This is a genomic window from Janthinobacterium sp. LS2A, assembly GCF_036543145.1.
In the GTDB taxonomy this organism is placed as follows: Bacteria; Pseudomonadota; Gammaproteobacteria; order Burkholderiales; family Burkholderiaceae_D; genus Janthinobacterium; species Janthinobacterium aestuarii.
The window spans coordinates 169,090-181,743 of sequence record NZ_JAZHPB010000011.1; the positions used below are offsets into that span (position 1 = coordinate 169,090).

Here is a 12,654-nt window from a genome sequence, read left to right on the forward strand (position 1 = left end):
CGCTCACACTACTGGAATTACATGCTGATCATCACCATCAAACAGGGCAAGGAAAAGAGCTTGCTGGGCCAATCGTGGATTTACGCATCCGCGATTGAAAAAGTCGAAGGCAAGCCGCAGGAAAAAATGAAGCCCGGCTCGACCGCCATCGTGCAAAGCTCGTCGAAGCAGTTCATCGCCCGCGCCGCCTACAATTCGAAGTCGCAGATCCGCGCGCGCATCTGGAGCTTCAAGGAAGACGAACCGGTCGACCACGCGCTGATCAAGCGCAGGGTCAAGGCCGCCATCGAGAAAAAACTGCCGGCCATCAAGAAGGCGGGCGAAAACCAGCTGCTGACCCTGATCAAGGGCGAGGACGAGGGCTTGCCGGGCCTGGTGGTGCAGCTGTTCGGCGGCGTGCAAGGCTATCTGATCTGCGAATTCAACGCCGGCGGCGTCGACGCGTGGAAAGTGGCCATCGTGCAATCGCTGATGGCGTCCACCGGTTGCGCGAACGTGTACGAGCGCTGCGACGACCTGATGCGCAAGGGTGAAGGCTTGCCTTTGATCGACGGCGCCCTGGCCGGCGAAGAGCCGCCCGATGAAGTCATGCTGACAGACAATGGCGTGCGTTATGCGCTGGACTTGAAGACGGGGCACAAGAGCAAGTTCCGCTGAGGATTGCTGTGGTTCATGAAAAAGCCGGCGCAAGCCGGCTTTTTCATGTCTCCTATTCCAGCGGCACGCTGCGGTATTTATTGACTTCCAGCGCAGAAACCGCCGGCGCATCATTGCCCCACGACGCCCGCAGATACGTGACCACGGCTGCCACTTCTGCATCATCCATGACGGGGCCGAACGGCGGCATGCCGTAGGGACGCGGGTTGCCGCGGGTGCCGGGCGCGAAGCCACCGTTGAGCACGAGGCGGATGGCGTTGACGGCCGACTGCGTCGTCAGCGCGCGGTTGCCGGCCAGCGGCGGGTAGCCGGGCGGCACGCCCTTGCCGTCGGCCTGGTGGCAGCTCGCGCATTGCGCCTCATACAGTTTCGCGCCCAGCGCCAGTTGCTGCCTGGCTTGCTCCGACGTGTCGCGTGGCGCCCGTTGTGCGGGCTGCGCGGGACCGGGCAGGCTTTTCAGATAGACGGCCATCGCCTGCACGTCGGCGTTGCTCATGTGCTGCAAGCTTTGCCGCACGACTTCGGCCATGGGGCCGAAGACGGTGGCGCGCGGCGACACGCCCGTTTTCAGCAATTCCACGATATGCGCCGTGTCCCAGTCGCCCAGGCCCGCTTCCGCATCCGACGTCAGCGACGGCGCGTACCAGCCCAGCACGGGGATCAGGCCGCCCGACAGGCCGTCGTCGCTGCCGCCCAGGGTCGTGCGGCTGCTATGGCAGGCGCTGCAGTGGCCCAGGCCCTGTACCAGGTAGGCGCCGCGGTTCCATTCCATGCTTTTGTTTGTGAGCGGCTGGTACACGCCCGGCTTGAAATACAGGGCGCGCCAGGCGGCCAGCGCGATCTGCTGGTTGTAGGGAAAGCGCAGCGCGTGCGGCGCGTTCGCTTGTTTGTGCGGTGGCACGCTCTGGAAATACGCGTACAGGGCGTCGCTGTCTTCGCGCCGCACCTTGGTGTAGCTGGTGTAGGGAAAGGCCGGATACAGCAGCCGGCCATCTTTTGATTTGCCGTTATGGATGGCGCGCCAGAAATCGTCGGCCGTCCAGCTGCCGATGCCCGTTTCCTTGTCCGCCGTGATGTTGGGCGAGAGCACCTTGCCGAACGGCGTCTGCAAGGCCCGTCCGCCCGCGTAGGGCACGCCGCCGCGCGTCGTGTGGCAAGCCATGCAGTCGCCCGCCTTGGCCAGGTAGGCGCCGCGCGCGACCAGCTGTTCCTGGCTCAGGGTGCTGGCTACGGCGGGCGGCCCCATGTCGTCCGCCGGCCACAGGAGGAATTTGGCGCCGGCCGCAACGATGGCGACGCCGGCAAGCGCGATCATCCATTTTTTCATGGCGCCACCTGCGCGCTGGAACCGGGCACGCCGCCGCAATGCAGCGGCAAGGACACGGTGATGCCGCTGGCGGGGCGCGCATCGGCGCTGGCCACCTGCGTGCCCAGCCAGGCCGAGACGGCGCCCACATCCGCGTCGGACAGGCGCTGCGCCACTTGCGCCATGCAGTCCGGTGAGTGGGCGCGGCGGATGCCGTTCTTCCACGCGCCCAGCTGGGCATTGATATAGTCGCGCGGCAAGCCCAGCAAGCCGGGGATGGCGGGTGCCACGCCGGCCAGCTGCTGGCCGTGGCAGGCGATACAGGCGGGAATCTTTTTGCCGGCGTCACCGCGCAGCACCAGTTGCTGTCCCCGCGCCAGAGCGACCGCGCCGGCGCCGCTGGGCTGGGCCGGCGGCGGGGCAGGGTGTTGTGCCGCAAAATACTCGGCAATTTCGCGCAGGTAATCGTCAGACAAGTGTTCGACCATGTAGTTCATCAGCGGATACTGGCGCCGCCCCTCGCGAAAGTTCAGCAACTGGTTGTACAGGTAGCCGGCAGGCTTGCCGGCGATGCGGGGAAAGAAGGCATCGTGCTTTTCCTCTTGCGCATGGCAGGACGTGCACGCCTTGATGCGTTGCTCCAGGCTGTCGTGGCTGGCGGAGATGGCAGCGGGCGCGGCCAATGCCATGCCGGGCAGCACGAGGGCCAGGGCCAGCATGGAGAGGGAATGCGGTAGCATGGAGAGTTGCATGGAAAATAGCCTGTCTCGTCGGTCGATATTGTGTACCGGTGTTGCTGCCCGGCTAATTTTTATGAGCCTAGCATATACCGGGTGCTGTTACTGTGACAGGATCAGTTGTGCAATAAAACTACGGATCAGTTTGAGGAGCAGGGTTGAAACGATATGAGGAGTTGGCGGAAGAAGTCGCCGCCATGATCAGCGCGCAGATGTTGCTGCCTGGCGATAAGTTACCGTCCGTGCGCCAGCAGCATGCGCGCAGGGGCGTCAGCCCGTCGACGGTGTTCCAGGCCTATTATTTGCTCGAAGCGCGCGGCATGATCGTCTCGCGTCCCCGCTCCGGCTATTACGTGGCGCCGCAGCGCGCCGCGCTGGCGCCCGAGCCGGACAGTTCCCATCCGCTGGCCGCCAGCACCACGGTTGACGTCAGCGACCTCGTGTTCGAAGTGCTGGGCGCCGTGGGCGCGCGCGATATCGTGCCCTTCGGCTCGGCGTTTCCCAGCCCGCATCTGTTTCCCATGGAACGGCTGGCGCGGGCCGTGTCTGCCAGCATGCGCCGTCTCGACCCGTGGAGCACCGTCACGGATTTGTCCTTGGGCAATGCGGAACTGCGCCGCCAGATCGCGCTGCGCTACCAGCTCGACGGCGTGCCCGTTTCCAGCGACGACATCGTCATCACGAATGGCGCGCTGGAAGCGCTGAACCTGTGCCTGCAAGCCGTCACTCGGCCCGGCGACACGGTGCTGATCGAGTCGCCCAGCTTCTATGCCTGTTTGCAGGCGCTGCAGCGGCTGGAACTCAAGGCCGTCGAGATCGCCACCAGCCCCCGCGATGGTGTCGACCTGGCCGCGCTGGAAGAGCTGTTGCAGCGCCACCAGCCCAAGGCGTGTTGGCTGATGACGAGTTTCCAGAATCCGCTGGGAAGCCTGATGCCGCCGGAAAAGAAGCGCGCGCTGGTCGAATTGCTGGCGCGCCACGACGTGCCGCTGATCGAGGATGACGTGTATGGCGAGCTGTACTTTGGCAAGCAGCGCCCCGGCCTGACGAAAAGCCACGACAGCGCGGGCTTGGTGATGCATTGCAGCTCGTTTTCCAAGACCCTGGCACCCGGTTTTCGTTTGGGCTGGGCCGTGGCGGGCCGCTATGCGCGCCAGGTCGAGCGCCTGAAACTGACGACCAGCCTGTCGGCGCCCATCCCCCTGCAGATGGCGCTGGCCGACTACCTGGCGCAGGGCGGCTACGATCGTCACTTGCGCCAGCTGCGGCTGACCCTGGCTGCGCAGCAAAACACCATGCTGCAAGCCATCGCCGTGCATTTTCCGCCCGGCACGCGTGTGACGCGGCCGCAAGGCGGCTATTTTGTCTGGGTGGAAATGCCCGTGGGTATCGATGCGCTGGCCTTGCACCGCAGCGCGCTGGCGGCCGGCATCAGCATTGCGCCCGGCCCCATCTTTTCCGCCACGCGCGCGTTTCGCCACTGCATTCGCCTCAATTACGGCCACCCGTGGAGTCCGCAACTGGAAGAGGCGATTGCCACCCTGGGGCGGCTGGCGCAGGCGGCGGCAAGCGGCACATGAAAAAAGTCCCTTGCGGTAGCAAGTGTTTCATTCCAAAAGGAAATATTGCTGCTATATTGATGTATCTATAACTAATGATGGGAATGATAATGGATAACACGCAGCCGGAAGTGGGCCGTACGCAAGATACGACGATGGCCATTCTGTCCCATGTTGGCGGCCTGTTCACCAGCTGGGTGGCGCCGCTGATCATTTACCTGATCAAGAAAGATGATGCGGATAAATTCTCGGCCGAGAACGCCCGCGAAGCGCTCAATTTCCAGATCACCCTGATCATCTGGTATTTCGCCTGCTTCATCCTGTCGTTCGTGCTGATCGGCCTGTTCCTGTTCTGGATCGTGGCGCTGGCCAACCTGGTGTGCTCGATCGTCGCGGCCGTCAAGGCCAGCAATGGCTTCACTTACCGCTATCCGCTGACCTTGCGCCTGGTCAAATAAGGCTGCGCCGGCCGCCGGGTTTCAGCCCGGCCGGCCGGGCAGTATCAGGAATGACGCAAAGTCGGGTGCCACCGTGCTGGTGGCGCCTGTTTCATGCGACCACAGCACGACCACGGGCTCGCCCGATGGCCCCGTTTGCGCATAGTCAAAACAATAGTAATCGCCCGTGCCGAACTGGGCGAAGGGCAGCAGGGCGCTGGCCTCGTTGCCGCCACCCACATTCCTCAGCCATTCCTGCCAGCCCGTGTTGTAGTGGCGCTCGATTGATTCCCACGTCTTGCGCGCATTGGCCGCGTCGTAGACGGGAAATATGCTCAAGGCGCCCAGCGCGCGGCCATTGTTCTCCAACAACCATTGCACGTAGGACGCGGGCAGCGCTCGCTCCAGCGCCTGTTCGGCGGCGGCGATCGCCTCAAGCGTGGTGCCGATGGACTTGTTCTTGTTCATGCTGCAGGAAGGCGCCAGTTTCAGGCGGGAGCGGGCGGCGTGGCTGGTGGCGTGCTGGCGCGCGGGGCTTTTTGCGGCGTGACCTTGCCGCCTTCGGCGATCCAGCGGCGGTACACGCGCAGGGCCACTTGCGCATCGTCGGCCGCGTACAGTATCTGCTTTTCCGTCAGGCGCGAGGTGGCCCAGTTTGTGGTGGAGATTTTTTTCGATTTCTGCAGGTGCAGGCCGAAGAACTTGGCCACGGCCGTCTTCGCGCCCAGGTCGTTGCGCTGGCCGCCGCGCAGGGCGACGGACAGGTCGAGCACCTGGGCTGGCGCGATGCCGAGCTTGTTGCGCAGGCGCTTGACGTCGTCGGACAGGCCAAAGCCCACTTTCAGGGTGGTGGTCGATTCGAGGATGGCTTTGAGTTCGGCCAGGGCCGGCGCCGGCGTGCTGCCCACCTGGAACAGGTAGGCGATGTCGTCGGTGGCCAGCTGGATCAGATGGGGCCCCGTGGAAGACTCGCCCTTGACGAACGTCGGCTTCGATTCCGTATCGAAGCCGATGGCGTCCGCTGCCAGCAGCGCGGCCATGGCCGCTTTTGCATCATCGCTGGTGCGTACCAGCTTGACGTGGTCGAGGGCGATGCCTTGATACGGGGGCAGTGGCGGTGCGGCAGCTGTGTCCATGAAACCGGATCAGCCTTTGCGCGAGAATTTCGCGGTCAGCTGATTCAGTTTTTCCAGGCGCAAGCGGTTTGCTTCTTCGGCGGCCGCTGCATCGCGCTCGGCTTTCTTGCGCTCGGCTTCCTTCTTGAAGCGCTGCTGCAATACTTGCGTGGCGTGGTCGCGGTGGGTTTGCGTCACTTCCGCGCCGGCCGTGCCGTCGAGGTCGTAGCGTACCTTGGCTTTTTCCATCACGCGCAGGTAGCGCAGCGAACCCGTGTGGATGCCCAGCGCCGTGCGCATCAGCTTGCGGTCCAGGTCCGGCAGGCGTGCCAGGATCTGCTTGTCGATACCGATCGACAAGGGCAGGCAATCGCGGAATGGCGGGAATTGCTCCTGGAACTGCTTCAGCAGCGCGCGCGCGGTCAGGCCGGCAGGCGCCGGCGTGGTCGCTGCGGCCGGTGCCGCCGCTGGGGCTGCATCGACTGGCGTGTCAGGAGTGGTGGCTTGCTGGTCTGGCGTGGAGCTGGTCATCGACATCATTGGTTGGGCTATAAAAGGGGAGCATAGCACGCGCCACAGGCAAGTGCATTGTCTTTTTTGGCAACTTGCGCGCAACTTGCGCTGCGATAGGCGGGTCCGCGCTACAGCGGACGCAGCGCGAAATGCGGGAAATGTGTATAATGTCGGCTTGCGCTGATGACTGGACCCCGTTTTTGACGGTCTGGCTCAGGTGTGCAGGGGATAGGAGCAGTGCGGTACAGGATCCCAATTATTAGTATTTTTGATATCGGATATTCCTCTTATCAATTATCCAGATAACTGGCCTTCGTGCATAATCTTGCTCTCCGCTGTGTCTTCACTGAACAACAATAGATTCAAGCCCGTTCTGGTACGGGCTTTTTTTCATTCCGCAATGTACATCGCTTATTTATCTGACCCGGCTTCGGCCCCGCCGCTCCGCATGACGGATGCGCGGGCTTTGAACGTCCCGATAGACAGGCGCCGCTGCCGTTAACACGGCAGCCGCAACAATACGCTCCATCGAGTCCGGTTTCGCAGGCTTAGGTGGAATCATTCACTTCGCGCCGACACCATCTGGTCTCGCATTAAGAGATATCTCATGAAGAATACGCCAAAAACTTTAACGTTGTCCGCCAAGGCGCCACGCCCAGCCGCGGCACCACTTGCCGTACCCAAAACGACTTTATCTTACTTCATCGATAATGCGCAAGCGAATCCGGAAGCCACCGTCACGACGGCGCCGACCGTCGTCACGGTGGTGAAGAAAAGCCGCTCGCGCCTGGCCGCCGTGCCACCGGCCGATGCAGCTGCGGAAGCGGCCGTCAGCGCGCCAGCCGCCGAGGCTGTTGCCGACGTGACCGAGGCCGCTGAAGCCGCCCCGGCGAAGACGCCAAGCGTGAAGATCGCCCCTGGCGCTAAGGCTCCGGCCGCGCCGCGCAAGGTCAGCGAAAGCGCCGCCACGAACAAAGTGGTGACGGCAGCCCGTTCGAAAGTCGTGCGCGCCAAGCCGGAAGCGGCGCCCGTGACCATCATCACCGGCGCGCAAGTGGTCAGCAAGACCACGGACGCCGATGCCCTGGCCGCCATCGATACGTCGAATTACTTCCTGCCAACCGTCAAGGTGCCAGGCCGCCGTGGCCGCAAACCAAGCGAATTCACGCCGGAAAACGATGAAGTGGCAGCACTGAACGCCGTCGAACGCGCCGAACTGAAGGCCGTGTCGAAAGCGCGCGACCGCAAGGCCAAGGGCGGCCTGGCGGACGCATTGGGCGATCCGGAAGCCTCGGCAGCGGACCTGGAACGCCGCCGCAAGCAGATCACGGGCTTGATCAACATGGGCAAGGAACGCGGTTTCCTCACCTATGCCGAGATCAATGACCAATTGCCGGAGAACATCATCGATCCGGAAGCGATCGAAGGCATCATCGCCACCTTCAACGACATGGGCATCGCCGTCTACGAGCGCGCCCCTGACGCGGAAAGCCTGTTGTTGACTGACAACGTCGCCACCGTCACCAGCGACGATGAAGTGGAAGCGGCCGCCGCGACCGCCTTGTCGACCGTGGACTCCGACTTCGGCCGCACCACCGACCCCGTGCGCATGTACATGCGTGAAATGGGCGCCGTGGCGCTGCTGACGCGCGAAGGCGAGATCGAGATCGCCAAGCGCATCGAAGGCGGCTTGAAAGACATGATCCAGGCCATTTCCGCCTGCCCGACCACGATCGGTGAAATCGTTGCGCTGTCGCAAAAAATTGCGCGCGACGAAATCAAGGTCGATGAAGTGGTCGACGGCTTCGTCGATCTGAACGAAAGCAATGCCCCGGCGCCAGCCGCTGCCGCCGCGCCTGCCGCCGCCAGCGGTGACGACGAGGAAGAGGAAGAAGAAGCCGAGGAAGAAGACGGCGACGCCAATGGCGGCGCGGCCGGTTTCTCGAGCGAACAATTGGCCCAGCTGAAAAAGAATGCGTTGGAGAAATTCAACGTCATTTCGACGCAGTACGACAAGATGCGCAAGGCGCCCGAGGGCTACAACTCGAAAGCCTACATCAAGGCGCAGGAAGCCATTTCGCAGGAATTGCTGGGCATCCGCTTCACGGCCAAGGTCGTGGAAAAGCTGTGCGACACTCTGCGTGGCCAGATGGAAGAAGTGCGCCACATCGAGCGCGCCGTGCTGGAACTGTGCGTGAACAAATGCGGCATGCCGCGCGCCCACTTCATCAAGGTGTTCCCGGGCAATGAATGTGACCTGGAATGGGTCGACCGCGAAGTCGATTGCAAGTATCCGTACAGCGCCATCCTCAGCCGCAACGTGCCTGCCGTCAAGGAACTGCAAAAGAAGATGATCGACCTGCAAGCGCGCGTGGCCTTGCCGCTGGCTGACTTGCGCAAGATCAACAAGCAGATGGCTGCCGGCGAAAAGCGTGCCCGTCACGCGAAACGCGAAATGACGGTCGCCAACTTGCGCCTGGTCATTTCGATCGCCAAGAAATACATCAACCGTGGCTTGCAATTCCTCGATCTGATTCAGGAAGGCAACATCGGTCTGCTGAAGGCCGTGGATAAATTCGAATACCGCCGCGGCTACAAGTTCTCGACCTACGCCACCTGGTGGATCCGCCAGGCCATTACGCGTTCGATCGCCGACATGGCCCGCACCATCCGCGTGCCGGTGCACATGATCGAAACGATCAACAAGATGAACCGCATCTCGCGCCAGATCATGCAGGAAACGGGTAGCGAGCCGGACCTGGCGACCCTGGCCGTCAAGATGGAAATGCCGGAAAACAAGGTGCGCGAAATCATGAAGATCGCGAAAGAGCCGATTTCCATGGAAACGCCGATGGGCGAAGATGGCGATTCGCAACTGGGCGACTTCATCGAAGACAACACGACCCTGGCGCCGCTGGACGCCGCGCTGCACGCATCGATGCGCAACGTGATCAAGGAAGTGCTCGACTCCCTGACGCCGCGCGAAGCGAAAGTGCTGCGCATGCGTTACGGCGTGGAAATGTCGAACGACCACACCTTGGAAGAAGTGGGCAAGCAGTTCGACGTGACGCGCGAGCGCATCCGCCAGATCGAGGCGAAAGCCATGAGCAAGCTGCGCCAGCCTTCGCGTTCGGACAAGCTGAAAACTTTCCTGACGCAAAACTAAGCAGTCACAAAAAAAAGAGGCGCAAGCCTCTTTTTTTTCGTCCATCCCCAGCGTTGCTTACATAAAATACGTGCGCTGGCCTGGCAGGCCGGCGCGGTGATGGCGCTGCAGCTTGTACAGCGCCACGCCGCTGGCGCCGAGGATGAAGGTGAGGAACAGCCAGTCCAGCGGGTTGCGGCGCGGCGGTGGCGGCGACGCTTGCGACGGCACGGCGAAGGCCTGGAATTTATGCCCCGTGTAGACGGCGCCCACCACCAGCCCGGCGTCCGTGATCTTGTTGGTCAGGTACAGGCCGTCGTCGCGGCGGCGCACCGTCATCACGCCTTCCTTGTAGACAAAGGTCATCGGTTCATAGCCGTTGATGTTGACGCTGCCGACCACGTGTCCGGCCGCATTGACCGCCGTGGCGTAGCTGTCGCCCTGGCCGATCATGGCGCCCAGGTCGAGCATGCGCTTGCCGTCCCAGGCAAAGGCGTGCCAGCGCCGCTTTTCCGTTTCCGAGGCGCCCACGATCAGGCCCGCGTCGTTGATGGCGGTGGCCGAGCTGATGCGTCCGCCGGGCAGGGTGCCGATTTCCTGCATGCCCGCGCCGGGGCGGTAGACGAAGGCGCGGCGGTAGCCATCGCCGCGCTGGGCCGTGCCCACCACCACGCCATGGCTGTTCAGACCGCTGGCATAGCTGCTGGCGCCGCCAAGGGTGCCCAGGTCTTGCAGGGTGTGGTCGGCTTCCGTCACAAAGGCGTGGAAATCGCCGCCGCTGGTATCGGCATAGCCGGCCACCTGGCCGCCGCGCGCGATGGCCGTGGCGTAGCTGCTGGTGCCGCCCAGCGTGCCCAGGTCGCGCATGCCGCCCGCCGCATCGTAGCGGAAGGCGTGCCAGGCGCCGCTGGCCGTCTGCGCCGAACCGACCACCACGCCATGGATATTGATGGCCTTGGTGAAACCTTCATCGCCGCCCAGGGTGCCCAGCTCGCGGATGCGGCCATGCTGGTACGTCACGGCGCGGCGCCGTCCTTCTTCCTCCATGATGATGCCGGCCACCAGGCCCGCCGGGTTCAGGTCGGACGCGATGCTGCCATTGCCATCCCTTTCACCAAAGCCCCGTTCGGCATAGATGGTGGCGCTGGCGGTGGAGACGGCGGCCAGCAGGCACAGGCCGAGCAGTGGGGCGGGGAGCCGGGAGAACCGTGGCGGCATGATAGTTTCCTCAAAGAAAAAACTTACTATACTTTTTAATGTCGAAAATACATACTTAATTTTCTACTGTTTTTGCCAATTCTTGTGTTGCGTCATGGTTGACTGGCGCGCCTTTCCTGGCCCGCGGCAAGTGGATGGCCAGCACCGTGCCCTGGCCGGCCTGGCTGTCGATACGCAGTTCGCCGCCCAGCGCGTGGACACGTTCGCGTATGCTTTTCAGACCGAAGGCGGCCCGCTTGCCGTGGTCGCCCGGCTGCATGCCGATGCCGTTGTCGCTGATGCGCAGCACGATGGCGTCCGCGTCCTGCTCCAGCGCCACTTCCACTTCGCTGGCCTGGGCATGGCGCACGATGTTCGACAGCGATTCCTGCAGCACGCGGAAGATGGCCGACGTCTGGCGCTGGTCCAGGCCCAGGTCCGGCGCCTCGCTGTCGAGCTTGAGCCGGTAGCGGATGGCGCCGCGGCCCTCCATCTGGCGGATCAGCCATTCGGCCGCGGGGCCCAGTCCCAGCTCGAGAGTACTGGGATGCAAGTCATTGATGATGGTGCGCACGGAGCGGATGGTGGTATCGATGGTGTCGAGCACGCGCTGCGCGTGGCGGTGCAGGCGCGGATGGCCCTTGGCCGTGCGCGCGTGCAGCAGCGACACATCGATGCGCAGCACCATCAGGTTCTGGCCCAGGTCGTCATGAATGTCGAGCGCGATGCGGCGCCGCTCTTCTTCCTTGATGGTTTGCTGGTGGTCGGTCAATTCGCGCAGCTGGGCCAGGGTGCGTTCCAGGTTTTCCTCGTTGCGCTTGCTGTCGGTGATGTCGATGGCCATGGCGATGATCATCTGCGGCCGGCCGTGGGCGTCAAACACGGGTTTCTTGTGCGTCTGCACCAGGCGGTTTTCCTGCAACTGCGCGTTCCATACCAATTCTTCGCGGATCACCACCTTGCGGCTGGCAAACGCTTCCCGGTCCGCCGCGTGGAAGCCCACGTTCTGATCGCTGGGAAAGTGCTGCAGGTCGCGTCCTTCGGCGATGTCCTGCTGGCGCACGCCCCATTGCTGTTCGCAAGCCTGGTTCATCAGCAAGATGCGCGAATCGGCATCCTTGAGGAACAGCGACAGGGGCATCATGGAAATGATGTCCTGCAGCCGTTCCTCGCTGCGCGCCAGGGCCGCTTCCGTTTGCGCGCGCATGGCGATTTCCGCGGACAGTTGGAGATTCACGTCGAGCAGCTGGGCCGTGCGCAGGGCCACGCGGCTTTCCAGCTCCGCATGGGCGACGCTGAGCGCGTGTTCGGCCCGCTTGTGTTCCGTGATGTCGTTGGCCAGCACGAGCGCGCCTGTCAAGGTGCCCAGCTGGTCGTGCAGGCAGCGGCCGCTGATCATGGCCCAGCGTTCCGATCCGTCGCTGTGCCAGTACTGCAGTTCGCCCATGCAGCTGTGTTCCTGCGTGCGTCTCAGCGGGCACAGGCGCAGCAAGGTCGCTTCATCGTGGAATTCGCTCATCTTGTGGCCCAGCAGCTTTTCCGCCGGGATGCCCAGCATGTCGCACAGGCGCTGGTTGAGATGCAATATCGTGCCTTCCGCGTCCGTTTGCCACATCCCGTCCTGCGCCGTCTCGCTCAGGTCGCGGTAGCGCATGACGCTGGCGTCGAGCTGCAGTCGCGTGCCGGCCAGGTGGTTGCGCAGCACGCGCAGCAGCCACAGTGCGATGCCGCCAGCGGTCGCCAGCAGCAGCGACAGCCAGACATGTTCCCAGAAGTTGAGTTCCTGCCAGGCCGCGCCCGCCAGCCAGCCCAGCACGACCAGGATGATGGCGGCGCATGCTGCACCCAGCGTTTCAATCGACCATTTGCTCATCCGCATTCCTGGCGTCGTGGTTGGCCGCTGCGGTGCGCCTGGCGCCGGAGTGGGGGGAGGATATTCCACGCTAGTGTAATACCAAATGTTGCTTTCTTGAGAATATTTTTCCATT

Annotated in this window: 11 protein-coding genes; 4 read left to right on the forward strand and 7 right to left on the reverse strand. The window is 63.2% G+C overall.

The window, feature by feature from the left end; all coding sequences use genetic code 11:
- The first annotated feature begins 21 nt into the window (after positions 1 to 21).
- Entirely contained in the window at positions 22 to 657 is a 636-nt protein-coding gene (locus V3C40_RS25585) for an SAM-dependent methyltransferase (RefSeq protein ID WP_034758744.1), read from the forward strand.
- Positions 658 to 709: 52 nt separating this feature from the next.
- Here the strand turns inward: V3C40_RS25585 and V3C40_RS25590 are convergent, their stop codons facing one another.
- Positions 710 to 1,984: a cytochrome c gene (locus V3C40_RS25590; protein ID WP_070304056.1), complete on the reverse strand. Its 1,275-nt coding sequence runs from the start codon at positions 1,982 to 1,984 to the stop codon at positions 710 to 712.
- Positions 1,981 to 2,703, reverse strand: a complete 723-nt coding sequence (locus V3C40_RS25595; protein ID WP_442907316.1) for a c-type cytochrome — start codon at positions 2,701 to 2,703, stop codon at positions 1,981 to 1,983. Before V3C40_RS25595 ends, V3C40_RS25590 begins: the two co-directional genes overlap by 4 nt.
- 155 nt (positions 2,704 to 2,858) lie before the next feature.
- On the opposite strand from V3C40_RS25595, the gene V3C40_RS25600 reads away from it, so the two are divergent.
- Positions 2,859 to 4,280, forward strand: coding sequence for an aminotransferase-like domain-containing protein (locus V3C40_RS25600; protein WP_331778852.1), 1,422 nt, complete (start codon positions 2,859 to 2,861; stop codon positions 4,278 to 4,280).
- Positions 4,281 to 4,369: 89 nt separating this feature from the next.
- Positions 4,370 to 4,717: a DUF4870 domain-containing protein gene (locus tag V3C40_RS25605; RefSeq protein ID WP_331778853.1), complete on the forward strand. Its 348-nt coding sequence runs from the start codon at positions 4,370 to 4,372 to the stop codon at positions 4,715 to 4,717.
- Positions 4,718 to 4,738: 21 nt separating this feature from the next.
- Here V3C40_RS25605 and V3C40_RS25610 read toward each other — a convergent pair whose 3' ends face one another.
- The 3 genes from V3C40_RS25610 to V3C40_RS25620 are packed head-to-tail and all read right to left on the reverse strand — an operon-like array spanning position 4,739 to position 6,351.
- A complete protein-coding gene (locus tag V3C40_RS25610) occupies positions 4,739 to 5,164 on the reverse strand; it encodes an SMI1/KNR4 family protein (RefSeq protein ID WP_070304053.1) in 426 nt (141 codons plus the stop codon).
- 20 nt (positions 5,165 to 5,184) lie between these two features.
- The gene (locus tag V3C40_RS25615; RefSeq protein ID WP_034758726.1) at positions 5,185 to 5,832 is read right to left on the reverse strand and encodes a 3'-5' exonuclease; all 648 of its coding nucleotides are present in this window, start codon (positions 5,830 to 5,832) and stop codon (positions 5,185 to 5,187) included.
- 9 nt (positions 5,833 to 5,841) lie between these two features.
- Positions 5,842 to 6,351 (reverse strand): ProQ/FINO family protein, encoded by a 510-nt coding sequence (locus tag V3C40_RS25620; RefSeq protein ID WP_034758713.1) that lies wholly within the window; start codon positions 6,349 to 6,351, stop codon positions 5,842 to 5,844.
- 580 nt (positions 6,352 to 6,931) lie between these two features.
- Between V3C40_RS25620 and rpoD the strand changes: the two genes are divergently transcribed.
- Complete coding sequence (gene rpoD / locus V3C40_RS25625) at positions 6,932 to 9,490, forward strand: RNA polymerase sigma factor RpoD (RefSeq protein WP_331778854.1); 2,559 nt, start codon at positions 6,932 to 6,934, stop codon at positions 9,488 to 9,490.
- Between the two features lie 57 nt (positions 9,491 to 9,547).
- Here the strand turns inward: rpoD and V3C40_RS25630 are convergent, their stop codons facing one another.
- Together V3C40_RS25630 and V3C40_RS25635 are read right to left on the reverse strand one after the other, a co-directional pair.
- The gene (locus V3C40_RS25630) at positions 9,548 to 10,687 is read right to left on the reverse strand and encodes an HAF repeat-containing protein (protein WP_331778855.1); all 1,140 of its coding nucleotides are present in this window, start codon (positions 10,685 to 10,687) and stop codon (positions 9,548 to 9,550) included.
- Positions 10,688 to 10,742: 55 nt separating this feature from the next.
- Positions 10,743 to 12,539: a PAS domain S-box protein gene (locus V3C40_RS25635; protein WP_331778856.1), complete on the reverse strand. Its 1,797-nt coding sequence runs from the start codon at positions 12,537 to 12,539 to the stop codon at positions 10,743 to 10,745.
- Between the last annotated feature and the right edge of the window lie 115 nt (positions 12,540 to 12,654).